The sequence below is a fragment of the Microbacterium sp. KR10-403 genome (genome assembly GCF_040196215.1).
Taxonomy (GTDB): Bacteria; Actinomycetota; Actinomycetes; order Actinomycetales; family Microbacteriaceae; genus Microbacterium.
Genome location: NZ_JBEGDC010000003.1, coordinates 444,790 through 470,219 on the forward strand (window position 1 = coordinate 444,790; position 25,430 = coordinate 470,219).

The following is a 25,430-nucleotide window of genomic DNA, read 5'->3' on the forward strand; positions in this document are numbered from 1 at the left end:
GCGCCGACGTCCGAGGAGAGAACCCTCATCGGGCGGCCCCTTCCGCGGCACGGCTGTGCGGGTCTAGTGTGACGGGCGGCCGAGATCCGGCCGATCCGAACGAAAGCGAGTCGACGATGATCCGTGCACGCCGAATGGCAGCCGCCGCCGCGACCGCCGCGCTGACCCTGACCCTGTCTGTGGTCGGCGCGACCTCCGCACAGGCGTTCTCTCCCGGGCATTCCCCGTCTCCGTCTCACCATCAGTCGCAGACCTTGACGCCGCGCACCCACTTCACGATGGCCGCCGACGGCTCGAGCGGACTCTCGCAGGGCGGCGAGGGCATCCCGAACATCGACGTCGTCAAGAAGACGATCGCGACCTATTACGGCGACCCGGGCACCGGCATCGCGAACAAGGACGACTCCCCCTACATCGAGGAGATGGACGGCATCGTCGCGCGGCTCGAGGCGAAGCTGCCGCAGTGGTTGCGCGAGGCCAAGCACAGCCACAAGACGCCCGCCATCGTGCTCGACACGGACGACACCATGCTCTTCACGTACGACATGGAAGTCGGCGACATGAAGTTCGTCTACGACCCGGCGCGACAGGACGAATGGGTGAAGCAGGAGCTCTTCCACTACGCGACGCCGGGCATGACCTCACTGGTGAAGAAGGCCCAGAAGCTCGGCTTCGCGATCATCGGCATCACCGGCCGCAGCGCCGATCAGAAGGCCGCGTCGATCGACAACGTCAACAGCGTCGGCTACTCGGGCTTCACCAGCGAGAACTACTACACGAAGTGGGCGGCGGGCCAGCAGCCGTCGTACATCACCTGTGCGACGACGAGCTGCACCACGGTCGAGTTCAAGGCCGGCACCCGCCGGCATCTGGAGAAGGACCTCGGCTACGACGTCGTGCTCAACGTCGGCGACCAGTGGTCGGACCTGCAGGGCGGCTACGCCGACCACGTGCAGAAGCTGCCGAACCCGACGTACTACCTGCCGTCGGCCGACCTGCCCGGCCTGAACGAGCCGCGACTGAGCCCGCGCACCCGCTTCACGATGAAGGCGGACGGCTCGAGCGGTCTCACGCAGGGCGGCGAGGGCATCCCGAACATCGACAGCGTGAAGAAGACGATCGCCGTCTACTACGGCGACACCGGTGACGGCATCTCGAACAAGGACAGCTCGCCGTACATCAGCGAGATGAACCGTCTGGTGCGCCGCCAGCTGCCGGCGATCGCGGCCGAGTGCCGCACGCTCGCGCGGCACCACCGCAACCCCGCCATCGTGCTCGACGCCGACGACACCACGCTGTGGACGTACGACATGGAGGTGAACGACATGCACTTCGTCTTCAACCCGACCGAGCAGGACGTCTGGGTGCAGAACCAGATGTTCCCCGCGACGCCGGCCATGGTGCACGCGACGAACGTGCTGCAGCGCGCCGGCTGCACCCTGATCGGGCTCACCGGACGCAACGACGACCAGAAGGCCGCGACCGTCGCGAACCTCGACCAGTTCTACACCGGGTTCACCACGACGAACTACTACACCAAGTGGACCGGCGTGGGCGCCTCGCAGCAGCCGTCGTACATCACGTGCGCGACGGCCAAGTGCACGACGATCGAGTACAAGTCGCAGACCCGCGCGCACATCGAGACGCGCTCGGGCGGCAACTTCCACATCGTCGCGAACTTCGGCGACCAGTTCAGCGACCTGATCGGCGGGCACGCCGACCGCACGGTCAAGCTGCCGAACCCGACGTACTACCTGCCCTGACCGTCGTCGGTTCCGCGTCGGCGGGCGAGCACACCGAGGGTCGCGTACTCCATGGTGAACCGCCCGCCGGCGCGGTCGATCACGGCACCGATCGCGCCCAGCAGCTCGTCGAGCCGCTCGGGCGCGATCCGGTTGTGCCCGCCCGCGGTCGGCACCTGTGCGAGCCACTCGTCGCGCGTGATCTCGGCCTGCCAGTCGAGGCGGAACCATTCCGGCTCATCGAAGCCGTCGGACGAGTGGATGCCGTCGGCCGCGGTCTGCAGCATCGCCCGGTATCCCTCGCGCTGAGGCGTCGCCCACGGCGTGAACGGCAGGCCGGTGTCGACGCTGCGATACGCCTCGGCGAAGCCTCTGGCGATCTCAGGGGCGGGATCGCCCGCGTTCCAGAACAGGGCGACGCGCCCGCCCGGCGCGAGGATGTCGCGCGCCTTCGTCGCGCCCGCGACGGGGTCGACCCAGTGCCAGGTCTGCCCGGCGATGACGAGGTCGAAGGCGCGGCCCGCGGCATCCCACTCCTCGAATCGGGCGATCTCCACGTCGAACCCGCGCCGGCGCGCCACGTCGGCCATGCGCTCGTCGGCCTCGACGCCGAGCACGCGGCATCCCGCATCGCGGAAGGGCAGCGCCGACAATCCGGTGCCGATGCCGACGTCGACGGTGCGCGGGGCGGCCGGCAGCCCGTCGAGCACGAGCTCGGCGAGCGCCGACGGGTAGTGCGGACGGAAGCGGTCATAGGCCTCGGCGTCGGCGCCGAAGCCCTCGGCGATCGTGCGAGCGCGGAACGGCTGAGCGGCGTCGGTCATGCCGTCACCCTACGCGCGCCTCCACATCTCGGGCGGCGGCAAGCGCCGCGGACTCGCCGTGCATCGGGCCGATCAGCTGCACACCGGTGGGCAGACCGTCGGCGCCCAGCCCCGTCGGCACGGCCACCGCCGGCAGGCCGAGGAAGTTCACGACCACCACGAGCCGGAACATCCGCCACGCCGCCGTCGCCTGCGCGGGGCCGCCGAGATCGAAGTCGACGGGCGGGATGCCGTCGGTACCGACCGGTCCCAGGATCACCGGGTGCTCGGCCTGCAGTCTCCGCCAAGATGCCTCGATCACGAGGCGTCGGGCCCAGGCCGCGGCGTAGTCGGCTGCCGTCGCGAAGGGTCTCGTGGCCTGCGCACTGTCACGCATGAAGCGGTCTGCCGAGCGGCCCAGCGGCGAGGGCAGGGCGCCGCCGCTCATCTCGGTGACAGCCAGGCGGCGCATGAGCGTGAACGCCTCTTCGAGGTGCGGGGGCTCGATCTCGTCGACCTGCCAGCCGGCCCGCCGCAGCGCGGCGGCCGCGCGGTCGATGCCGGCGGCGACCTCCGGCGCGACGCCCCATCCCGGCGGATCGCGGGTGACGGCGACCCGCCGCGGACCGTCGTAGCCGGCGACCGGCGGCAGCGCGAGCGAGACCGGGTCGTCGATGTCGACGCCCGCGACGATCTGGAGCGAGGCCTCGAGGTCGGCGATGCTGCGCGCGAGGATCCCGTTGACAGCGAACCTCTGCAGGGTCAGCGCGACAGGCAGCTCGTCGACGGCCGCGCGCGGCACGCGGCCGAGCGAAGGACGCAGGCCGCAGATGCCGAGCGCCTGGGCGGGCAGACGGATCGAGCCGCCGAAGTCGTTGCCGAGGCCGATGTCGCTCATGCCGGTCGCCACCGCGACGGCGTCGCCGCCGCTCGAGCCGAAGGTGGTGCGCGAGGCGTCGAACGGGTTGAGAGTGCGGCCGAACAGGTCGTTGTCGGTGTCCCAGCGCATGCCGAAGTCGGGCATGTTGCCGCGACCGATCGGGATGGCACCGGCAGCGCGCATCCGCGCGACGATCGTCGCATCGCGCACCGGGATCGCGTCGGCAGCCCCCGCCCAGCCCTCGGTCGTGGCCGACCAGGTGAGGTCGATGTTCTCCTTGACGCTGATCGGCACGCCGGCCAGCGGCCCCGGATCGTCGCCGCGCGCGAGCGCCCGATCGATCTCGTCGGCGGCACGGCGGGCGCGGTCGTCGAAGACGACGGTCAGCGCATTCAGGCGCGGGTTGCGCGCGGCGATGCGTGCCAGGTGCGCGTCGACGGCCTCAGCGGCCGACGTGCGACCGGCCCGGATGTCGGCGGCCAGAGTCACGGCGTCGGGGCCGGTGTCGCGCAGGGCGTCGGGGCCGGTGTCGCGCGGGGCGTCGGGCGGGACGGGGCTCATGCCCCCATCCTGCCCGGTCGTGCGCGAGCCGGCAGCCGCGGCATCCATTCTCCAGCGCAAGCGAACAAGACAGCGCGGGGCGCGTCCACAGAGAACGCGCCCCGCGCCGAGAACGGGCGACCCGGTGCTACTGCACCGACCAGCCGCCGTCGGAGGGCAGGATGACGCCGTTGATGTTCACGCCGTCATCCGACAGCAGGAAGGTGATGGATGCCGCGAGCTGCTCGGCCGTCGCCAGCGACGGGATCGCCGACTGGAAGGGCTGCAGACGCGCGGAACCCGCCTGCGACACGTTCGGCGGGAACGGGATGCCGGTGGCCACGCCGCCCGGAGCGACGGCGTTGATGCGGATCCCCGCCGGGCCGTACATGAACGCGGCCGACTTGGTCATGCCGACCACCGCGTGCTTGGACGTCGTGTAGGCGTTGCCCGACGCGTTGCCGCGCAGACCCGCCTCGCTGGCGACGTTCACGACCGACCCGTGACCTGCCGCAAGCATGGCCGGCAGCGCGGCACGCGTCAGCTTGAACGCACCCGTCAGGTTCACGCCGATCACGCGATCCCACATGGCGTCGCTGGTCTCGTGCAGCGGCGAGAAGTCGTCGTTGATGCCCGCGACGTTCGCCAGCCCGTCGATCGTGTCGCCGGCCGCGGCGACGATCGCGTCGACCGACTCCTGCTTCGTGATGTCACCGGTGACGGTGACGATCTGGGCGTCGGGCAGCGACGCGGCGAACTCGGCGAGCTTCTCGTCCGAGACGTCCACCGCCACGACCTTGCCGCCCTCGCGGGCGATGCGGGAAGCCGTGGCGCGGCCGATGCCCGACGCCGCGCCGGTGACGATCACGGTCTTGCCGGAGAACCGGCCCGCGGTGAGCTTCTCGGCCCACCCGGTGCTCTCGGTGGATTCGGGCATCACGCCGCCGTTGGCCTTGAGCACGAGGTCGTCGACCACGGACTGCGGCATCTGGCCCTGGCTCATCGCCACGAGCTGCTGCAGCGGCAGACCCTTCACCGGGGCGAGGGACTCCTCGTTCGCGCCCGCCGCCGACAGCAGACCCCGGACGAGCTCGCCGCCGACCGGATGCTCCAACCACTCGCCGATCGTGCTGTTCGCTGTGAGCGCCTTGTTGTCCGCCATCTTCGTTCCCTTCGGGTCCTGTGGGACGACCTCTCGTCCGTGGGTAATTCCCACACGGGAAATGCTATGCGCCCCGGCTGAGTCACGCCATGGGATCCGCCGGAGAAATCCCCTGTATGCTGCGCCGCGCCACGAGCCCGACGGCGGCCACCGCGACGGCGAGCAGGAGCGGCTGCACGGTCAGGAACGGGATGCCCAGCTCGGTGGTGAACACCGACCGCGCGAACTCGAGCATGCGCGCGGGATCACGCGCGTACACCCGCGTGCCCGCCGCCGATGCGACCGCGTGGACGGCGTTCGGCAGGAGCGCGAGGATCAGCAGCAAACCGATCGCCGCGACGATACGCCCCCGCGTGGCGAGACCGCACCAGGCGATGGCGGCTCCCACGAGCACGGCACCCACCCACCCCGCCGCGCCGGCGGCCCAGAGCTGCAGCGGCGACGGCGTGATCGTGCCGAACGGCATGATGAGGGCCCGCAGCCACGGTTCGACGGCGACCGCGCCGACCGTGAGGCCCAGGAGCGCCGCCGCCCGCGCACGGTGGAGGATCAGCCAGAGCGCCAGCATGCCGACCAGGAACGACAGCGCGCTCCAGGCGAAGACCGCGACGAAGTAGAGGGTCGCCTCCCTCCCCCGCTGCAGACCGGTCAGCACCACGATCGAGGTCTGCGCCAGAGCGATCAGCTGCACGGCGGCGACGCCGGCGATGACGGCGCGGGCCCGCGGCATCCTTCCCCTCCCCACCCGCACGAGCAGACCCGCGACGGCCGCACCGACGACGAGGAATGCGGCGATCGGGGTCAGTTCGTACTGGCTGAACGGCAGCAGCGCGATCGGCATGTCGAGCGTGGACGTCGCCCACAGATTCTGCAGGGGCAGGCGCATTCCCGTGATGAGCCAGGGAATCAGCCCGAAGACCGCGGCGAGCGCTCCGAGGAGCACACCCCACCCCGCGGCGAGCGGTTTCACGTCGGAGGTCACCAGGCTGAGTCTGGCATACGGCGAACGCGGAGCCGGAGGGGTCCGCCGATGGGGATAATGGGGGCATGGCCACCGCCTACAGCGCGATCTCCAGTTACTCGCGCGTGCAGATCATGCACCTGCTCCAAGAGCATCCCGCTCTCACCATCAGCGACCTCACGAAGGCGACCGGCCTGCACCCGAACACGGTGCGCGAGCACCTGCAACGGCTGATCGAGTCGGGATACATCGTGCCCGAGGCCGAGCGGCGCACGACGCGCGGCCGACCCCGCATCCTCTACAGCGCGGTGTCGGGACCGGATGCCCCGCACAGCCCGATCGCGCAGCAGCGGGCGCGCGAGGCGGCCGAGCGGGGCGACCTCATGCGACGCGTCATGCCGTGGACGGACTCATCGCTGCCGGACGACGCGCAGCATCAACTCGACGCCCTCGTCGAGGACCTGCAGGACGCCGGCTTCGACCCCATCGTCGACACCGACGAGCTGACGGTCGACCTCACGCCGTGCGAGCACGCACGCGCACAGGCCGATCACCGCGACGTGCTGTGCGCCGTGCACATCGGGCTCATGCAGGGCGTGCTCGGCGAAGCCGGCGGACCGTTGGAGGTCGACGGGATGCTGCCCGCATGCGACCCCACGGAGTGCCACATCCAGCTGACGCTCAAGGGAGCTCCGCAGGCCGCACCCACCGCGTGATTCCGGGCCACGGGGTATTTTCCACGGCCTTTCTGTCGACACCGGACCGCGTCTGTCCCTAGTGTGTGGGCCAGGCGCGAGTCAGCGGACGATGTCGTCGGGCCGCGGACGATCGTGCCGACCCGCGGAACGGAGTCTCGATGGACCTTCTCGACCCCCTCCTGCTGGCGCGCTGGCAGTTCGGGCTGACGACGCTCTACCACTTCCTGTTCGTGCCGCTGACGCTCGGCATGTCGTTCACGGTCGCGATCTTCCAGACCTGCTGGTTCCGGACGGCGAACGTGAAGTGGCTGCACCTGACGCGCTTCTTCGGCAAGATCTTCCTGATCAACTTCGCGATGGGCGTCGTCACCGGCATCGTGCAGGAGTTCCAGTTCGGGATGAACTGGTCCGACTACTCGCGCTTCGTCGGCGACGTCTTCGGCGCCCCCCTCGCCTTCGAGGGTCTGATGGCCTTCTTCTTCGAGGCCACGTTCATCGGGCTGTGGATCTTCGGCTGGGACCGCTTGCCGAAGGCCCTGCACCTCGCGACGATCTGGATCGCCGCGATCGGCGCGACGCTCTCTGCCTACTTCATCCTGGCCGCCAACGCGTTCATGCAGAACCCCGTGGGGTACCAGATGTCGGCCGACGGCCGACGCGCCGAGCTCACCGACATCGGCGCGGTGCTGTCCAACCGGGTCGTGCTCGCCGCGTTCCCGCACACGATGTTCGCCGCGTTCATGTTCACCGCCGGCGTCATCATCTCGGTGTCGGCGTGGCAGCTCGCGCGTCGGCGCAACGAGGTGATGATGCGCTCGTCGCTGCGCTTCGGACTGTGGGCGATGATCATCGCGTTCGCGGGCACATTCCTCTCCGGCGACCAGCTCGGCCTGCAGATGGTCGCCACGCAGCCGATGAAGATGGCCGCCGCGGAGGCACTGTTCCACACGGCGTGCGGAGCGGATGCCTCGTTCTCGGTGTTCACGCTCGGCACCCCCGACGGCACGCACGAGCTCTTCTCGATCCGCATCCCGTACCTGCTCGCGTTCCTGTCCGAGCATGACTTCAGCGCGTGCGTCGAGGGCATCAACGACCTCAACGCGCAGTATGCACAGCAGTGGCCGGATCTCGCCCAGCAGGTCGACGGCAGCTTCGCACCGACCCTGTGGATCACCTACTGGGCGTTCCGCTGGATGATGGGACTGGGCGGCATCGCGGTCCTCGTCGCGATCGCCGGACTGTGGTTCACTCGCAAGGGCGCGAAGCGCGAGGTGCCGCAGTGGGCATGGCGGATCGCGATCTGGTCGTACCCCCTGTCGCTGCTCGCGATCCTCGTCGGCTGGGTCTTCACCGAGATGGGCCGGCAGCCGTGGATCGTGTTCAGCCTCATGCTCACCCAGGACGGCGTATCACCGGGTGTGCCCGGCTGGACCGTGCTGATCTCGCTCATCTCGTTCACACTCATCTACGCCGCGCTGGCAGTAGTCGAGGTCGGTCTGATCATCCGCACGGCGAAGAAGGGCCCCGACCCCCTCCCCGATCCCGATGCGCCGGCAGCCGACCGGCACGAGACCCCGACCACGGTGTACTAGGAGAAGATCATGGACCTCGCCCACCTCTGGTTCTTCATCGTCGGGTTCCTCTTCGTCGGCTACTTCGTGCTCGACGGTTTCGACTTCGGCGTGGGGATGTCGCTGCCGTTCCTCGGGAAGGACGACATCGGGCGCCGGCAGATCATCAACACGATCGGACCCGTCTGGGACCTCAACGAGACCTGGGTCATCGTCGCCGGAGCCTGCCTGTTCGCAGCGTTCCCGGAGTGGTACGCCACACTGTTCAGCGGTTTCTACCTGGCGCTGCTGATCATCCTTCTCGCGCTCATCGCCCGCGGCGTCTCGTTCGAGTACCGCCATCAGCGAGACAGCCTGCGCTGGAAGAAGGGCTTCGACACGATGATCGTCGCCGGCTCCGCCGTGCCGGCCCTGCTGTGGGGCGTCGCCGTCGCGAACATCGTGCAGGGCGTGCCGCTGGACGCCGACCACGAGTTCACCGGCAGCCTGCTCACGCTCCTGAACCCGTATGGGCTGCTCGGGGGCGTCACGACGCTGCTGCTGTTCTTCACCCACGGCGTGTACTTCGTCGCACGCAAGACCGACGGGCAGGTGCAGCAGGACGCACGCCGGCTCGCGACCTGGTCGGGACTGCTCACGATCGTGGTCGCCGCGGCCTTCCTCATCTGGACGATCGTCAATGCCGAGGCCGCCGGCGCCCCCCTGCTGGCCGTCGTGATCGTTCTCGCGGCTGTGGCGGCGGTGCTGCTCATCGGATCGTGGGTCGCGAACCTGCGCGGCGCCGAGGGATCGGCATTCGCGCTCGGCGCCCTCACGGTCGTCACAGCGGTGCTGACACTCTGGTTCGCCCTCTTCCCGAACGTCATGCCCTCCGCGACCGACCCGGCGTACAGCCTGACGATCGAGAACGCGTCGAGCACCGACTACACGCTGACCATCATGAGCTGGGCCGCGCTCATCTTCCTGCCCCTCGTGCTGCTGTACCAGGGCTGGACATACTGGGTGTTCCGCAAGCGCGTCTCGCGCTCGCACATCGAGCGCGCCGCGGCCGCGCACTGAGCACGGCCCGAGACCGAGGAGCGAGGACAGACATCACCGCGATGACCGACGCGTCGGGCGACGAGACGAGCGCCCGCCGCCGCACCCCGCCCGTCGACCCGCGCCTGCTGCGCTACGCGCGGGCGGCACGGGGCTTCTTCGCCGGCAGCGCCGTCATCGTCCTGGTGCAGACCGCCGTCGTGATCGTGTTCTCGTACGTGCTGTCACGAGTGCTGGTGGGTGCGGTCGGCGGCGCGTCCGCGGCATACCTCCTCCCCTTCCTCGGTGCCGGCGTCGCCCTGGCCCTCGTGCGCGGAGGGCTGCTCGCACTCTCCGAGCTCGTCAGTGCGCGCGGTGCGGCCCGTTCATCGCTGCAGCTGCGGAGCGCCCTCGTCGATGCCGCCGGCCGCCGCGGGCCACAGGGACTCGCCGATCGCAGCCCGACCTCGCTCGCCGTGACCGCGGGACGAGGGCTCGAGTCCCTCGACGCCTACTTCGGCCGTTATCTCCCCCAGCTCGTGTCCACGGCGATCACCACTCCGCTGCTGATCATCGCGATCCTGGTGGCCGACCCGATCTCAGGGCTCATCGTGCTCGCCACGATGCCGCTCATCCCCCTGTTCATGGTGCTCATCGGGCTGGCGACGCGCGCCGTGCAGCGCCGACAGCTCGACACGCTGCACCGGCTCGCGACCCGGTTCGCCGACACCGTCGCCGGCCTCGGCACGCTCAAGATCTTCGGCCGCCATCGCCGCGCCGCCGACGGTATCGGCACCGTCACCGCGCAGTACAAGCGGGAGACCATGGCGGTGCTGCGAGTCTCGTTCGTCTCGGGCTTCGCCCTCGAGTTCCTCGCCAGCATCTCGGTGGCGATCGTCGCGGTGACCATCGGGCTGCGGCTGCTCTCGGGAGAGACGACGCTGCTCGTCGGGCTGTTCGTGCTCATACTCGCGCCCGAGGCGTACCTCCCGCTGCGCCAGGTGGGCGTGCAGTTCCACGCCGCCGCTGAGGGGGTCGCCGCCAGCGATGAGGTGTTCGCCGTGCTGGATGCCGCAGACCCGGCGGTCGGCGAGAGCGCCGGCCTCGTGCTGCGCGATGCGGGGCCGCTGATCGAGCTGCGGGGCGTGCGCGTCACCCGCGGCACGTGGTCGGCCCCGCCGGTCGACCTCTCGGTCGACGCCGGCGAGATCGTCGTCATCGAGGGGCCGAGCGGGAGCGGCAAGTCGTCGCTGCTGGCCGCGCTGCTCGGATTCACCGACGCGGACGGAGAGATCCGCGCCGCGCGGCCGCCGCGCGAGCTCATCGCCTGGGCGCCGCAGCATCCCGGGCTGATCACCGGGACCGTGGCCGAGAACGTCGCGCTGGGCGCGAGCGAAGTCGACTCCGCGCTCGTCCGATCCTGCCTCGACTCCGCCCGCCTCCCGTCCATGGATCCCGCACGGCGGCTCGGGGTGCAGGGCGCCGGCCTGTCGGGCGGACAGGCGCAGCGCGTCGCCGTGGCGCGCGCCCTCTATCGCGCACGGTCCGGACGTGCCCGGGTGCTCGCGCTCGACGAGCCCACGAGCGCCCTTGACGCCGACACCGAAGCGCGTCTGTGGGACGCTCTCCGCGCTGAGGCGGACGGCGGCTGCGGCATCCTCCTCGTCTCTCACCGCACGAGCGCGCGTCGCATCGCCGACCGCGTCGTGCGCGTCACCGCGGCCTCGGAGGTGACCGGTGCCTGATCCGCTGTCTTCCGAGGCGCGTGCTCTGCTGCGCACGGCGCAGCCGCGTGCGCGCCGTTTCACCCCCGCCGTACTGGCAGGGACGGGCACGGCGGTGAGCGCGATCGCGCTGCTGGCCGCTAGCGCATGGCTCATCACCCGGGCGGCCGAGCAGCCCGCGCTGATGTACCTGTCGGCGGTGATCGTGGCCGTCCGCGCGTTCGCCCTCGGCCGCGGGGTGTTCCGCTATCTCGAGCGCCTGACCGGACACGATGCCGCCCTGACCCAGTCCGCACTGCTTCGCACGGGACTCGTGCGCCGCCTGCTCCCGCTGGCTCCCGACGGACTTGCGCGCACCCGGCGGGGTGACCTGCTGTCGAGCCTCGTCGACGACGTCGAGGCGCTCCAGGACCTCCCTCTGCGCGTCGTGCAGCCCCTCGTCGTCGCGGGCCTGGCCGCGCTGGGCAGCGTCGTGTTCACCGCGTTCCTCTCCCCGGCCGCCGCGCTCGCACTGCTGGCCTGCCTCGTCGCGGCCGCAGCGCTCGCCGTCGGTCTGGGCACCGCGGCCGGAGCGCGCGCCGAACGTGCTATCGCGCCGCTGCGGGGCCGCCTGACCGACGCACTGCTCGACCAGTTCACCTCCCTCGACGTGCTCACCGCGTACGGGGCGATGGATGCCGCCGCCGCGCGCGTGCACGCGGCGGACGAGGCGCTGCGCCGAGCCACGGTGCGCCGTGCCTGGGCGCAGGGCCTGACCACGGGCGCGGTGTCGCTGCTGACCGGCGTCGCCTCGGTCGTGATGCTTCTGGTCGCCCTGCCCGCTCACGGCGACGGCGGCCTGACCGGCCCGTCACTGGCAGTCCTCGTGCTGCTGCCGATGGCGGTCTTCGAGGTGTTCGGTCCGGTGCCCCTGGCTCTAGCGTCTTGGCGTCAGGTGCGCAGCGCCGCCGTGCGGATCGCGCGCGCGACACCATCGCACGTGCCCGAAGAGCTCGTGCGGAGCGATCCCGCACCGACCGGGACGGCACCGGCGCTCGGTGAGGGCCTCGTGCTCGAGGGTGTGGGAGCCCGCTGGCCGCGCGCCGGCGACGACGCCGCACTCCACGACGTCGACCTGACGATCGCGCCCGGCGAGCGCATCCTCCTCGTCGGACCGAGCGGTGCAGGCAAGACCACGCTCGCGCACATGCTCGTGCGCTTTCTCGAGCACACGGGGCGCTATCTCATCGGCGGCGTCGACGTGCGCACGCTCTCGGGTGACGATCTTCGGCGCACGGTCGGGCTGTGCGAGCAGAACCCCTATCTGTTCGACGAATCGATCCGCCAGAACCTGTTGTTCGCCCATGACACCGCCACCGACGATGAGCTGTGGAACGTCCTGGACCGCACCGGCCTCACGCCGTGGGTCCGCGAGCGCGGAGGCCTCGATGCACGCGTCGGCGATCGCGGAAGGCTGGTGTCGGGCGGACAGGCGCAGCGCATCGCACTGGCCCGCGCCCTGCTGGCGCGGTTCCCCGTGCTCATTCTCGACGAGCCGACCGCAGGCGTCGACCCTGCGGCATCCGACCGTCTCCTGGTCGACCTGCTGTCGGCCGTGGGCCGCGATCGCGCCGTCCTGCTCATCTCCCACGTCGACGTCCCCGCCGGCATGGTCGATCGCGTCGTGCGGATGGAGGACGGACGCCTGAAGGCGGGTACTGTCTGGTCATGACCTTGACGGTGCGGCGGGCGACGGCGGCGGATGCGCGCGCGATCGCGACGATCCGCGTGACGTCCTGGCGCACGGCCTACGACGGGCTCGTCCCGCCGGCGCTGCTCGAGCGGCTCGACATCCGCTTCGAGGCGCAGCGCCGCGCACGGGACTGGGGGCGCTATCACGTCGACCCGCGCGCGGTCGAGTTCCTCGCCCTGCGCAGTGGCCGCCCCGTCGGCTGGGCGTCGGTGGGGCCCTGCCGCGATGACGATGTCGGCGCCGGGGTGCGCGGGGAGCTTCTCGCCCTGTACGCGCTGCCGGCGCAGTGGTCGACCGGCGTCGGTCACGTCCTGATCACGGCGGCGGAGGACGCCCTTCGCTCCTCCGGGTTCCGCATCGCGTCGCTCTGGGTGCTCGACGGCAACGAGCGCGCCGCGCAGTTCTACGAGCGCCACGGCTGGCGCGAGGACGGGGCGGTGAAAGACGACGAACGCATCGTCGGCGGCACCGGCATCCCGGCCCTGCGAGAGCGCCGCAGAGTGCGTGATCTGAGCGAAGAGAATTCCCCGTGATCACCCCCTTGTGTGGTCTGACCACATAGGAGTATCGTGTGCAGCGAGGACGGCAAGGGGCCGTCCGAAAGGAAGCGAAAAGCTCATGTCGGTTCCCACCACGATGCGCGCGGCGGTCGTCGTTGCGCCCGACAAGCCACTGGAGATCCAAGAGGTCCCCGTGCCCACTCCCGGTCCCGGTCAGGCCCTCGTGCGCGTCATCACGAGCGGCGTCTGCCACACCGACTTGCACGCGGCGCGCGGCGACTGGCCCGTGCCCCCGAAGGCGAACCTCATCCCCGGCCACGAGGGCTACGGCGAGGTCGTGGCCGTCGGCGACGGCGTCACCACGCTGAAGGTCGGCGACAAGGTCGGCAACGCCTGGCTGTGGAGCGCCTGCGGCACCTGCGAGTACTGCCGCACCGGCTGGGAGACCCTCTGCCCCGACCAGAAGAACGGCGGCTACGGCGTCGACGGCAGCTTCGGCGAGTACATGCTCGTCGACGAGAAGTTCGCCGCGCGCATCCCCGAGGGATCCGACCCGATCGAGGTCGCGCCGATCCTGTGCGCGGGCATCACCGTGTACAAGGGCCTGAAGGAGACCGAGGTCAAGCCCGGCGAGTGGGTCGTCATCTCCGGCATCGGCGGGCTCGGCCATGTCGCCGTGCAGTACGCCGTCGCGATGGGCATGCGCGTCGCCGCCGTCGACATCGACGACGAGAAGCTCACCCTGGCCCGCACGCACGGCGCCGAGGTGACCGTGAACGCCGCGTCCGAAGACCCGGTGGCCGCGATCCAGGAGCAGACCGGCGGCGCCCACGGCGTGCTGGTCACGGCCGTGCACCCGGAGGCGTTCGGCCAGGCGACGGGCATGTGCCGCCGGCGCGGGACCGTCGTGTTCGTCGGACTCCCCCCGGGCACGTTCCCGGCCGACATCTTCTCGACCGTGCTGAACCGCATCACCATCCGCGGTTCGATCGTCGGCACGCGGCAGGACATGATCGAGGCGCTCGACTTCTACGCCCGCGGCGAGATCCACCCGACCGTGTCGTCCGTCGAGAAGCTCGACGACATCAACGACATCTTCGACCGGATGGAGCACGGCAAGATCGAGGGTCGCGTGGTCATGGAGTACGCGACCGCCTGATCGATTCGGGATGCCGCAGCCCGCGGCATCCCGTCTCTTCAGAGCCGCATGCCGAAGGCGCGTCCGCCGTCCCACGGGAGCGGCGTGAACCCGACGCGCGGATAGAACGCGATAGCACCGGCGTTCTCAGCCGAGGCGACCAGGTGCACACCCGGCACGCCCTGCGCGCGCAGCGCGTCGGTGAGGGTCTGGATGAGGCGACGCCCGAAACCCTGCCCCTGCAGCTCGGGCAGCAGGTCGATGTGCAGATGCGCGGGGTACCCCGCCGCCTGCCCGGGGTTGGGCGCGGTGCCGTGCGCGTAGGCGCCGGCGAGGATCGCCCCTTCGGGGGTCGTCTCGTCGGTCGGGCGCGGCCAGCGCTCGGCGAAGCGCGGCCACCATTCGTCGGCGAACCAGCGGTCGAACGCGTCGGAGTCGGGCGTGCCCACGACGTAGCCCACCACGCGGTCGTCGTCGGTCTCGACCACGAAGCACAGTTCGGGATGCCGCGCCGCATACGGCCACGCGAAGATCGCAGCCCAGATCTCGTCGTCCGACAGCTGACCGGTCGCGTCACCGCCGCTGTCGGCGGTGCGCACGCAGATCTCGCCGAGGGCGGGTTCGTCGCCGGCGCGGAAGGGACGGATGCTGCTCACCCGTCGAGCCTATGCCCCTGGCTCCGGCGGCACCGTCCCGCGCACTACGCTGACGGGATGGCATTGTCCTTCTCGCAGGTCGACGTGTTCAGCGCCGAACCGCTGCGCGGCAACCCGGTCGCCGTCGTACACGGGGCCGACGACCTCACCGACGAGCAGATGCAGGCGTTCGCGCGATGGACGAACCTCTCCGAGACGACCTTCCTGCTGCGGCCGACGACCGCCGACGCCGACTACCGTCTGCGCATCTTCACGCCCGGCGGCGAACTGCCCTTCGCCGGGCATCCGACGCTCGGCTCGGCGCACGCCTGGCTCGAAGCAGGTGGCACGGTCGGCGGCGACCGCCCCGACCCCGCACGCCTCGTGCAGGAGTGCGGCGCCGGCCTGATCGAGCTGCGGCGCAGTGCGGGCCGCCTGGCCTTCGCCGCTCCCCCGCTGACCGAATCCGCACCACTCACCGACGCCGAACACGCCGCGACCGCGCACGCGCTCGGCGTCGACCCGTCCGCGATCCTCGCCGCACGGCGCCTCAGCAACGGTCCGCGATTCGTCGCCGTCCGCCTCGCCACCGCCGAAGAGGTCCTCGCGCTCGACCCGCACCTGCCCGAGGTCGCCGCGCTCGCCCCGACGGGCCTCGGGGCCATCGGCGCGCAGCCCGCCGGCGGTCCCGATGCAGACACCGCGATCGAGGTGCGCGTCTTCTGCCCCGGCATCGGCGTGCCCGAAGACCCGATCACGGGCAGCTTCAACGCCGCCGCCGCGCAGTGGCTCACCGCCGACGGCATCCTTCCCCCGTCCTACGTCGCCGCGCAGGGCACCGCGCTGGATCGTCGCGGCCGGGTCCACGTCACGACCGAGGACGACGCCATCTGGGTCGGCGGCGAGACCACGACGACGATCCGCGGCACCGTCGAGCTCTGATCTCACCGTCGAGCTCTGAGCTCACCCGCCGATGTACGACATCTCGATGCGCTCGCGGGGATGCTGCGTGGCCGCCGACCGGATCTCGGAGTAGTGGTCGTCGCGCTTCGCCCAGATGCCCAGGAGTGCGTCTTCGAGCTCGGCGTCCGTGCAGCCGCCCCGCAGCAGCGCCCGCAGGTCATGGCCGCGCGCCGCGAACAGGCACGTGAACAGCTTGCCGTCCGCCGACAGCCGCGCCCGTGAGCAGGCACCGCAGAACGGTGCCGTCACGCTCGAGATCGCCCCGACCTCGCCGCTGCCGTCCCGATAGCGCCACCGCGTGGCCGTCTCCCCCGGGTACGCCGGCGGCACCGGCTCGAGCGGATGCACGGCGTCGATGCGTGCGATGATCTCGGCGGAGGGAACCACCTGCTCGAGGTTCCAACCGTTGGTCGTGCCCACATCCATGAACTCGATGAAGCGCACCGTCGCCCCGGTGCCCTTGAAGCGCTCGGCGATCGCCACGACGTCGCCGTCGTTCATGCCGCGCTTGACGACCGTGTTGATCTTGATCGCGTCGAATCCGACCTCGCCCGCGACACGGATGCCGTCCAGCACGCGCTGCAGCGGGAAGTCGACGTCGTTCATCGCCCGGAACGTGGCGTCGTCGAGCGAGTCCACCGAGACCGTCACGCGGTTCAGCCCGGCCTCGCGCAGCGCCGCCGCCTTGTGCGCGAGCGCCGACCCGTTCGTGGTGACCGCGATGTCGAGGCGCTCGCCCTCCGGGGTCCGCAGCGCCGCCAGCATCCTGACCAGCTCCTCGATGTCGCGGCGCAGCAGCGGTTCGCCGCCGGTGAGCCGCAGCTTGCGCACGCCCCGCGCGACACCCGCCCGCGCCACGCGCACGATCTCCTCGAAGGTCAGCAGCTGCTCGCGCGGCAGGAAGGCGAAGTCGCGACCGAAGATCTCCTTCGGCATGCAGTACACGCACCGGAAGTTGCAGCGATCGGTCACCGAGATCCGCAGATCATGCAGGGCGCGGCCGCGCATGTCGCGTGCGCTGGGCAGCTGTTGCGCGCTCATGGTTCCACGGTAACCGGCCCCGGAGGACCCGGGGCCGATCCACGATCGAATCACTTCTTGGTGTTCTGCGGACGCGCGTCCCGCAGCATCCCCGCGACCACCAGCGCGAGCGCTCCGACGAGCACCAGCAGCCACAGGCCCAACGAGTAGGAGTTGCTCTCGGTGTGGTACGTGGCACCCATGACCAGCGGCGGGAAGTAGCCGCCGAGGCCTCCTGCCGCGGCCACGACGCCGGTGACCGCACCGACCTTGTCGGGCGGGGTCGACGGGCCGATCCAGGCGAAGACCGCGCCCATGCCGAGTCCCATCGCGGCGGCCATCAGGAGGAAGGTCACGCCGGTGAGCACGCCCTCCGGCGGCTGCTGCCCGACCACGTACGCCGCCGCGACGACGCCCGCCAGCGACAGCAGCGAGATCACCTTCGGACCGAACCTGTCGGCGAGTACACCGCCGATGGGCCGGGCGATGACCGCCGCGACCGCGAACATCGCCGTGCGCGTGCCGGCGCCGATCGGATCGACCTCGTTCGGGTAGATGGTCATCAGGTACTTCGGCAGATAGGTGGAGAACGCGACGAACCCGCCGAAGACGATGGCGTACAGGAACGACATCTCCCACGTGATGAGCAGCTTGAGCGCGCCGGTGACCTTGGGCACGAGCTTCTGGTTGCTCGACGTCCACACGGGAGAATCACGCAGGAAGAACCACACCAGCACCGCCATGACGACCATGACCGCCGCGATGATGAAGTGCGTGGGCAGGTAGCCGATCGAGTTGGCCAGTCGCGGCGTGAAGAACGCCGACACCGCGGTGCCGATCATGCCCATGCCGAACACGCCGTTGGCGAAGCCGCGACGTGCGGGCGGGAACCACGCGCTCGAGAACGGGATGCCGACCGCGAAGATCGTGCCCGGCACGCCGAGGAGGAAGCCGGCGAACACCAGCAGCCCGAAACTGTGGATCGCACCGGCCAGCGCCACCAGCAGCACCGCGGGGACACCGGCCAGCAGCACGAACGTGAACATCTTGCGTCCGCCGAACCGGTCGGTCATCGCGCCGACGACGATGCGGCCGAGCGCCCCGACCAGCACCGGCATCGCGAGCATCAGCGAGATCGACCCCTGCCCCAGTCCCATCTGGGTCGCGTAGATGTTCTGCAGCGGTGAGATCGCCATCCACGCCCAGAACCCGGCTGTCGAGGCGAGGGTCGCCAGGATGACCTGGAACATCCCGCCGCGCAGATCGGGGGGCACCGCCGTTTGTGTCGGCGATCCCGGAGTGGACGAAGCCTGAGTGTCGGCCATGTCGATTCCTCTCGTCTGGCCACACAGTAGCGACGATGAGCGCCCGTCTCTACACCCCTCACCGTGATTATTCGGCCGCTCACGCGCGCTTTCGTTTTCCCCTGATTTCCCACGGGATTAAAAACGGCCGGCCTGCTGACAAGGGCGGTCGGGGCGTCCCATACTGGGGGTATTCGTGAGGCTGGAGGAATCCGCATGACACCCCGCATCCACACCGAGCCGACCACGGACGGCGCTCTGGCCGACACCCTGCTCTCGCTGAGTCGCTTCGTCCGGCCCGGCGAGACTTCGCCCGACCTGCGTGCCCTCTTCCTCGAGGGTGGTCGCGACGGCGACGTGTTCTACCGCGACCGCTGGTCGCACGACAAGGTCGTGCGCTCCACGCACGGTGTGAACTGCACGGGATCGTGCTCGTGGAAGGTGTACGTCAAAGACGGCATCATCACGTGGGAGACCCAGCAGACCGACTATCCGTCGGTGGGTCCCGACTCCCCCGAGTACGAGCCCCGCGGCTGCCCGCGCGGCGCGGCGTTCAGCTGGTACACCTACTCGCCCACGCGGGTGCGGTACCCCTATATCCGCGACACCCTCGCCGACCTGTGGCGCGAGGCCAAGCGGCAGCATCCCGACCCCGTCGACGCCTGGGAGTCGATCGTCGAAGATCCCACGAAGGCCCGGGCGTACAAGAGCTCCCGCGGCAAAGGCGGACTGATCCGCACGACGTGGAACGATGCGATGGAGATCGCCGCGGCCGCCCACGTCTACACGGTGAAGAAGTACGGCCCCGACCGGGTGGCCGGCTTCTCGCCCATCCCTGCGATGTCGATGATCTCGCACGGATCGGGTTCGCGATTCCTCAATCTGCTCGGCGGCACGATGCTGTCGTTCTACGACTGGTACGCCGACCTGCCGGTGGCGAGCCCCCAGGTCTTCGGCGACCAGACCGACGTGCCCGAATCCGCCGACTGGTGGAACTCGTCGTACCTCATCATGTGGGGCTCGAACGTGCCGGTCACCCGCACGCCCGACGCGCACTTCATGGCCGAGGCCCGCTACCGCGGCCAGAAGGTCGTCGTGGTCTCGCCCGATTACACCGACAACACGAAGTTCGCCGACGAGTGGGCCTCGCCGCACCCCGGCACCGACGCCGCCCTCGGCATCGCGATGGGGCACGTGATCCTCACCGAGCACTTCGTGCAGAAGCGCACCCCGCGCTTCGAGGACTACATGCGCAGCTACACCGACGCGCCCTACCTGGTGACCGTCGAGCGCAACGGCGACCGGCTGGTCCCCGGCAAGTTCCTCACGGCGAGTGATCTGGACGGGGATGCCGCAGCCGCCGCGCACGCGGCGTTCAAGCCCGCGGTGCTCGATGCCGACGGCTCAGTGGTCATCCCGAACGGCTCGCTCGGTCACCGCTTCTCGCCGGAGGACGAGGGCAAGTGGAACCTCGACCTCGGCGACGTGGTGCCGCAGCTGTCGATCGCCGACCTCGAGGGGTGGGAGACGGCCGAGCTCGCGCTGCCGCGCTTCGACGTCACGCCCGAAGAGGGCCAGGAGCACGCCGGTGGCACCGGCGTCGTCAGCCGCGGCGTGCCGGTGCGCACCGTGAACGGCAAGACCGTCACCACCGTGTTCGACCTCATGCTCGCCCGCTACGGCGTGGCGCGCGAAGGCCTGCCCGGCGAGTGGCCGACCGGCTACGACGACGCGTCGACCCCGGGTACGCCCGCCTGGCAGGAGGAGATCACCTCGGTCCCCGCCGAGCAGGCCACCCGCATCGGCCGCGAGTTCGCCGACAACGCCGAGCGCAGCGGCGGCCGGTCCATGATCCTCATGGGCGCCGGCACGAACCACTGGTTCCACTCCGACACGATCTACCGCACCTTCCTGGCGCTCACGATGATGACCGGCTGCCAGGGCGTGAACGGCGGCGGCTGGGCGCACTACGTGGGGCAGGAGAAGGTCCGCCCGCTCACCGGCTACAACCAGTACGCCGGTGCGGCCGATTGGAACCGCCCGCCGCGCCAGGCGATCGGTACCGCGTTCTGGTACCTCGCCACCGATCAGTGGCGCTACGACGGGCTGCCCGCCAACCAGCTGGCCTCGCCGCTGGCCCGCGGAGCGTTCGACGACCGGACCACGGCGGACTGCCTCGTCGAGTCGGTCAAGCGCGGGTGGATGCCCAGCTACCCGACCTTCTCGCGCAACCCGCTGGACCTGTGCGACGAGGCCGAGGCCGCGGGCAAGGAGCCGGCGCAGTACATCGTCGACAGCCTCAACGACGGCTCGCTCCACTACGCGTGCGAAGACCCCGATTCACCGGAGAACTTCCCGCGCGTGATCGACATGTGGCGCGCGAACGTGCTGGGCTCGTCGGGCAAGGGCAACGAGTACTTCCTCAAGCACCTGCTCGGCACCGACTCGGCGATCCGGGTGGGCGAGACGGAGTCGCGGCCGCGTGACATCACCTGGCACGACGACGCCCCCATCGGCAAGCTCGATCTGCTGATGACCAGCGACTTCCGCATGACGAGCACGACGCTGTTCAGCGACATCGTTCTGCCGACGGCGACGTGGTACGAGAAGTACGACCTGTCGTCGACCGACATGCACCCCTTCGTGCACTCGTTCAGCCCGGCGATCGACTCGCCCTGGCAGACGCGCAGCGACTTCGACACGTTCAAGGTGCTCGCCGAGAAGTTCAGCGAGCTGGCCCGCACCCACCTGGGTGTGCGCCGCGACGTCGTGGCCGCTCCGCTGCAGCACGACACCCCGGATGTCATGGCGACCCCGCACGGGACCGTGCAGGACCTGCCGCTCAAGCCCGGCGTGACGATGGCCAAGCTCATCGTCGTCGAGCGCGACTATCCGGCGCTGGCCGACAAGTGGAAGACCCTCGGCCCGCTGTCCGAGAAGGTCGGCATGGTCACCAAGGGCATCACGTACCACCCCGAGGCCGAGATCGCCATGCTGGGCCAGCTCAACGGCACGGTCGAGGCGGGCCCGATGGCCGGCCGCGTGCGGCTGGACACCGACCGCCGCGCCTGCGAGATGGTCCTGGCGTTCTCGGGCACGACGAACGGCCGACTGGCGGTGCAGGGCTTCAAGCAGCTCGAGAAGCAGACCGGCCAGAAGCTCGCGTTCCTCGCCGAGGAGCACGAGGGCACGCACATCACCTTCACCGACGTGACGGTGCAGCCGCGCAGTGTCATCACCTCGCCCGAGTGGTCGGGCTCGGAGCACGGCGGCCGCCGCTATACGGCGTTCGCGGTCAACGTCGAGCAGCTCAAGCCCTGGCATACCCTCACCGGGCGCCAGCACTTCTTCCTCGACCACGACTGGATGGAGGAGCTCGGCGAGAACCTGCCGATCTACCGTCCCCCGCTCGACATGGCACGGCTGTTCAACGACGCCACACCCGGCAAGACGGGGGTGGATGCCGAAAGCGGCGCCGCGGAGGTCTCGGTGCGCTATCTGACACCGCACTCCAAGTGGTCGATCCACTCGGAGTACCAGGACAACCTCTTCATGCTGTCGCTGAGCCGTGGCGGCCCCACGATCTGGATGAGCCTCGAGGATGCCGCGAAGATCGGCGTCCGCGACAACGAATGGATCGAGGCCTACAACCGCAACGGCGTCGTGGTCGCCCGCGCGATCGTCACGCACCGCATGCCCGAGGGCACGGTGTACATGTACCACGCGAAGGATCGCACCGTGGATGTGCCGATCACGGAGACCAGCAAGCAGCGCGGCGGCATCCACAACTCGCTGACGCGCATCCTGCTCAAGCCCAGCCACCTCATCGGCGGCTACGCACAGCTGGCATGGGCGTTCAACTATCTCGGCCCCACGGGCAACCAACGCGACGAGGTCACCACGATCCGCCGCCGCAGCCAGGAGGTGCAGTACCGATGAAGGTCATGGCTCAGATGTCGATGGTGATGAACATCGACAAGTGCATCGGATGCCACACCTGTTCGGTCACTTGCAAGCAGGCCTGGACCAACCGCACCGGCGTCGAGTACGTCTGGTTCAACAACGTCGAGACCCGGCCGGGCGTCGGCTACCCGCGCACGTACGAGGACCAGGAGAAGTGGGGAGGCGGCTGGGTGCGCACCAAGCGCGGCCGGCTCAAGCTGCGCGCGGGCGGGCGCCTGTCGAAGCTCGCGCACATCTTCTCGAACCCGAACCTGCCCGAGATCGAGGACTACTACGAGCCCTGGACCTACGACTACGACATGCTGCTGAACGCCCCGAAGGGCCAGCACATCCCGGTCGCACGGCCCAAGTCGCTGCTGACCGGCAAGGACATGAAGATCTCGTGGTCGGCCAACTGGGACGACGACCTGGGCGGCTCCGCCGAGACCATGCAGGACGACCCGATCCTCCGCAAGATGAGCGAGCGGGTCGAGGCGGAGTTCGAGCAGGCGTTCATGTTCTACCTGCCCCGCATCTGCGAGCACTGCCTGAACCCGTCGTGCGCGGCATCCTGCCCGTCCGGCGCGATCTACAAGCGCGCCGAAGACGGCATCGTGCTCGTCGACCAGGACAAGTGCCGCGGCTGGCGCATGTGCGTGTCGGGCTGCCCGTACAAGAAGGTCTACTTCAACCACAAGACCGGCAAGGCCGAGAAGTGCACGCTCTGCTATCCGCGCATCGAGGTGGGTCTGCCCACCGTGTGCTCAGAGACCTGCGTCGGCCGTCTGCGCTACCTCGGCCTGGTGCTGTACGACGTCGACCGGGTCGCCGAGGCGGCCAGCGTCGAGAACGAGCATGACCTGCTCGACGCCCAGCGGAGCGTCATCCTCGACCCGAACGACCCCGAGATCATCGAGGCCGCCCGCCGCGACGGCATCCCGGAGGACTGGATCGAGGCCGCGCAGAACAGCCCGATCTACGCCCTCATCAAGAAGTACAAGGTCGCGCTCCCCCTGCACCCCGAGTACCGCACGATGCCGATGGTCTGGTACGTGCCGCCGCTCAGCCCCGTCGTGGACGTGGTGACCGGCTCGGGCAACGACGGCGAGGACGCCCGCACGCTGTTCGCCGCGATCGACAAGCTGCGCATCCCGATCTCGTATCTCGCGGGTCTGTTCACCGCCGGTGACACCGCGCCCGTCGACGAGTCGCTGCGCAAGCTCGCCGCGATGCGGTCGTACATGCGCGGCATCAACCTCGACGACGACCGCGACGAGTCGATCGCCACGGCGGTCGGCATGACCGGTGTGGAGATCGAGGAGATGTACCGGCTGCTGGCGATCGCCAAGTACAACGACCGCTACGTCATCCCCGCCGCGCACGCCGAGCAGGCCCGCGAGCTCGAGGAGCTCGCCTGCTCGCTCGACTACGACGGCGGGCCCGGTATGGGCGGCCCGAACCACTTCGGCATGTCCAGCGGCCACCCGGTGCCGGTCGCGGTGGAGAACTTCCACGCACTGGCCGACCGGCAGACCTCCGACAGCCCGGCCTCGCCCGGCAGCCGCGTGAATCTGCTCAACTGGGACGGCAACGGCTCGCCCGACGGTCTGTTCCCACCGAAGGACGAGTCCTGATGCCTCTCCTCACCCGCTCTCGCACCCGCGTGACGCCGCGGCGCAAGCTGCCGCCCGCGCTCGACGCCCTCGCGCTGACCCGTGACGAGCGCCAGCGCGTGCACATGGCGGCGTCGGTGCTGCTGGACTACCCCGACGAGGCCTGATTCGCCCGGATCCCGCAGGTGCGGGCGCTGATCGATCCGGTTCCCGCCGAGGTGCGCACGCCGCTGCTGCAGTTCATCGATGTGGCCGAGGCATCCGACGATCTCGGCCGTCTGTACGTGAACACGTTCGACCTCAAGCGCAAGTGCAGCCTCTATCTGACGTACTACGCGAACGGCGACACCCGTAAGCGCGGCACCGCGCTGGTGACGATCCTGGAGGCGTACCGCGCCGCCGGGTGGGAGTTCGACGCGCAGGAGCTGCCCGACTACCTGCCGGCCGTCCTCGAGTTCTCCGCCATGAGCGACTCCGAGATCGCGGCGGCACTCCTGTCGAGCCACCGCGAGGGCGTCGAGGTGCTCCGCGCGGCGCTCGAGGGCATGGACAGCCCCTGGGCCGGCGTGGTGCGCGCGGTCACGCTGTCGCTGCCGCCCATCGACGCCGCCACGCGCGAGCGCTACCTCGACCTGATCAACGAGGGGCCGCCCACCGAAACCGTGGGGCTGAGCTTCCTCGGCAACCTGCCGCCGTTCCAAGTGAGGGAGGACGCATGAACCCCCTGTCCATGCTGCTGTGGGTGGCTCTGCCGTACATCGCCGCCGCGGTGTTCATCGTGGGCCACATCTGGCGGTACCGCTACGACAAGTTCGGGTGGACCACGCGCTCCAGTCAGTCATACGAGAACCGCCTGCTGCGGTGGGGTTCGCCGATGTTCCACTTCGGCATCCTCTGCGTCGTCGCCGGGCACCTCGTCGGTCTGCTCATCCCCCGCGAGTGGCTGTACGCCATCGGGATCAACGAGCACATGTACCACATCGGTGCGACCGTGCTGGGCACGGCCGCCGCGATCCTGACCCTCCTGGGCCTCGCCATCCTCATCTACCGCCGCCGCACGGTGGGGCCGGTGTTCCTGGCCACGACGACGATGGACAAGGTCATGTACGTGTTCCTGGGCGCGACGCTGCTGTTCGGGACGCTCGCCACCTTCATCTACCAGCTGTTCGGGCCCGGATACGAATACCGGGCGACGATCGGCCCGTGGGTGCGCAGCATCCTCCTCTTCCAGCCGCAGCCCGAGCTCATGATCGGGGCGCCGCTGATGTTCCAGCTGCACGCGATCACGGCGACATGCCTGTTCATCCTCTGGCCGTTCACGCGCCTCGTGCACGTGTTCTCGGCGCCGGTGCAGTACCTGTTCCGCCCGTACATCGTGTACCGGTCGCGCGACGAGCACCGCAGCGGCACCCGCGCCACCCGCCGCGGGTGGGACCCGGTCGCCGCCCCCGACCCGGAGCGGCTGCGCAGGCCGTAGCGTCACGC

At 69.9% G+C, this 25,430-nt stretch carries 21 protein-coding genes; 14 read left to right on the forward strand and 7 right to left on the reverse strand.

The genetic code is table 11. The features are described 5' to 3' along the window. Window positions 1-116: 116 nt before the first annotated feature. The gene (locus ABMQ42_RS08870; protein ID WP_349722599.1) at window positions 117-1,763 is read left to right on the forward strand and encodes an HAD family acid phosphatase; all 1,647 of its coding nucleotides are present in this window, start codon (window positions 117-119) and stop codon (window positions 1,761-1,763) included. On the opposite strand, the gene ABMQ42_RS08875 is transcribed toward ABMQ42_RS08870, so the two are convergent. The 4 genes from ABMQ42_RS08875 to ABMQ42_RS08890 all read right to left on the reverse strand — a co-directional run bounded on the left by ABMQ42_RS08875 (window position 1,751) and on the right by ABMQ42_RS08890 (window position 6,109). Further along, window positions 1,751-2,566: a class I SAM-dependent methyltransferase gene (locus tag ABMQ42_RS08875; RefSeq protein WP_349722600.1), complete on the reverse strand. Its 816-nt coding sequence runs from the start codon at window positions 2,564-2,566 to the stop codon at window positions 1,751-1,753. The genes ABMQ42_RS08870 and ABMQ42_RS08875 overlap by 13 nt on opposite strands. Window positions 2,567-2,570: 4 nt before the next feature. Continuing rightward, on the reverse strand, window positions 2,571-3,986 hold the full coding sequence (locus tag ABMQ42_RS08880) for an amidase (RefSeq protein ID WP_349722601.1): 1,416 nt from the start codon (window positions 3,984-3,986) through the stop codon (window positions 2,571-2,573). A 127-nt stretch (window positions 3,987-4,113) separates the two neighbouring features. Further along, complete coding sequence (locus ABMQ42_RS08885) at window positions 4,114-5,127, reverse strand: SDR family NAD(P)-dependent oxidoreductase (protein ID WP_349722603.1); 1,014 nt, start codon at window positions 5,125-5,127, stop codon at window positions 4,114-4,116. Between the two features lie 82 nt (window positions 5,128-5,209). Further along, the gene (locus ABMQ42_RS08890; protein ID WP_349722604.1) at window positions 5,210-6,109 is read right to left on the reverse strand and encodes a hypothetical protein; all 900 of its coding nucleotides are present in this window, start codon (window positions 6,107-6,109) and stop codon (window positions 5,210-5,212) included. 65 nt (window positions 6,110-6,174) lie between these two features. On the opposite strand from ABMQ42_RS08890, the gene ABMQ42_RS08895 reads away from it, so the two are divergent. The 7 genes from ABMQ42_RS08895 to adhP all read left to right on the forward strand — a co-directional run bounded on the left by ABMQ42_RS08895 (window position 6,175) and on the right by adhP (window position 14,489). After that, window positions 6,175-6,804 (forward strand): helix-turn-helix transcriptional regulator, encoded by a 630-nt coding sequence (locus tag ABMQ42_RS08895; RefSeq protein WP_349722605.1) that lies wholly within the window; start codon window positions 6,175-6,177, stop codon window positions 6,802-6,804. A 140-nt stretch (window positions 6,805-6,944) separates the two neighbouring features. Continuing rightward, window positions 6,945-8,378 (forward strand): cytochrome ubiquinol oxidase subunit I, encoded by a 1,434-nt coding sequence (locus ABMQ42_RS08900; protein ID WP_349722606.1) that lies wholly within the window; start codon window positions 6,945-6,947, stop codon window positions 8,376-8,378. A 9-nt stretch (window positions 8,379-8,387) separates the two neighbouring features. Beyond that, the gene (cydB, locus tag ABMQ42_RS08905) at window positions 8,388-9,416 is read left to right on the forward strand and encodes a cytochrome d ubiquinol oxidase subunit II (protein WP_349722608.1); all 1,029 of its coding nucleotides are present in this window, start codon (window positions 8,388-8,390) and stop codon (window positions 9,414-9,416) included. Window positions 9,417-9,457: 41 nt separating this feature from the next. Beyond that, window positions 9,458-11,119, forward strand: coding sequence for a thiol reductant ABC exporter subunit CydD (cydD, locus tag ABMQ42_RS08910; RefSeq protein WP_349722610.1), 1,662 nt, complete (start codon window positions 9,458-9,460; stop codon window positions 11,117-11,119). Continuing rightward, on the forward strand, window positions 11,112-12,809 hold the full coding sequence (gene cydC / locus ABMQ42_RS08915; RefSeq protein WP_349722611.1) for a thiol reductant ABC exporter subunit CydC: 1,698 nt from the start codon (window positions 11,112-11,114) through the stop codon (window positions 12,807-12,809). Before cydD ends, cydC begins: the two co-directional genes overlap by 8 nt. Further along, entirely contained in the window at window positions 12,806-13,363 is a 558-nt protein-coding gene (locus tag ABMQ42_RS08920) for a GNAT family N-acetyltransferase (protein ID WP_349722612.1), read from the forward strand. The genes cydC and ABMQ42_RS08920 overlap by 4 nt, the downstream gene beginning before the upstream one ends. A gap of 103 nt (window positions 13,364-13,466) precedes the next feature. Next, entirely contained in the window at window positions 13,467-14,489 is a 1,023-nt protein-coding gene (adhP, locus tag ABMQ42_RS08925; protein ID WP_349722720.1) for an alcohol dehydrogenase AdhP, read from the forward strand. A gap of 38 nt (window positions 14,490-14,527) precedes the next feature. Here adhP and ABMQ42_RS08930 read toward each other — a convergent pair whose 3' ends face one another. After that, a complete protein-coding gene (locus ABMQ42_RS08930) occupies window positions 14,528-15,124 on the reverse strand; it encodes a GNAT family N-acetyltransferase (protein WP_349722614.1) in 597 nt (198 codons plus the stop codon). Window positions 15,125-15,181: 57 nt separating this feature from the next. Here ABMQ42_RS08930 and ABMQ42_RS08935 point away from each other — a divergent pair, with 57 nt between their 5' ends. Then, complete coding sequence (locus ABMQ42_RS08935) at window positions 15,182-16,045, forward strand: PhzF family phenazine biosynthesis protein (RefSeq protein WP_349722616.1); 864 nt, start codon at window positions 15,182-15,184, stop codon at window positions 16,043-16,045. A 21-nt stretch (window positions 16,046-16,066) separates the two neighbouring features. On the opposite strand, the gene moaA is transcribed toward ABMQ42_RS08935, so the two are convergent. Together moaA and ABMQ42_RS08945 are read right to left on the reverse strand one after the other, a co-directional pair. Next, the gene (gene moaA / locus ABMQ42_RS08940) at window positions 16,067-17,107 is read right to left on the reverse strand and encodes a GTP 3',8-cyclase MoaA (RefSeq protein ID WP_349722618.1); all 1,041 of its coding nucleotides are present in this window, start codon (window positions 17,105-17,107) and stop codon (window positions 16,067-16,069) included. A gap of 50 nt (window positions 17,108-17,157) precedes the next feature. Then, window positions 17,158-18,411, reverse strand: coding sequence for an MFS transporter (locus ABMQ42_RS08945; RefSeq protein ID WP_349722620.1), 1,254 nt, complete (start codon window positions 18,409-18,411; stop codon window positions 17,158-17,160). Between the two features lie 195 nt (window positions 18,412-18,606). Between ABMQ42_RS08945 and ABMQ42_RS08950 the strand changes: the two genes are divergently transcribed. From ABMQ42_RS08950 to narI, 5 genes are read left to right on the forward strand one after another with little or no spacing between them, the layout of a single operon-like run. Next, window positions 18,607-22,329 carry a nitrate reductase subunit alpha gene (locus ABMQ42_RS08950; protein WP_349722622.1) on the forward strand — a complete coding sequence of 1,241 codons (3,723 nt, stop codon included), beginning with the start codon at window positions 18,607-18,609 and terminating at the stop codon, window positions 22,327-22,329. After that, window positions 22,326-23,966: a nitrate reductase subunit beta gene (narH, locus tag ABMQ42_RS08955; protein WP_349722624.1), complete on the forward strand. Its 1,641-nt coding sequence runs from the start codon at window positions 22,326-22,328 to the stop codon at window positions 23,964-23,966. Before ABMQ42_RS08950 ends, narH begins: the two co-directional genes overlap by 4 nt. Then, the gene (locus ABMQ42_RS08960; RefSeq protein ID WP_349722626.1) at window positions 23,966-24,112 is read left to right on the forward strand and encodes a hypothetical protein; all 147 of its coding nucleotides are present in this window, start codon (window positions 23,966-23,968) and stop codon (window positions 24,110-24,112) included. The genes narH and ABMQ42_RS08960 overlap by 1 nt, the downstream gene beginning before the upstream one ends. An 18-nt stretch (window positions 24,113-24,130) precedes the next feature. After that, the gene (narJ, locus tag ABMQ42_RS08965; RefSeq protein WP_349722628.1) at window positions 24,131-24,664 is read left to right on the forward strand and encodes a nitrate reductase molybdenum cofactor assembly chaperone; all 534 of its coding nucleotides are present in this window, start codon (window positions 24,131-24,133) and stop codon (window positions 24,662-24,664) included. Then, entirely contained in the window at window positions 24,661-25,422 is a 762-nt protein-coding gene (gene narI / locus ABMQ42_RS08970) for a respiratory nitrate reductase subunit gamma (RefSeq protein ID WP_349722629.1), read from the forward strand. Before narJ ends, narI begins: the two co-directional genes overlap by 4 nt. Window positions 25,423-25,430: the final 8 nt, after the last annotated feature.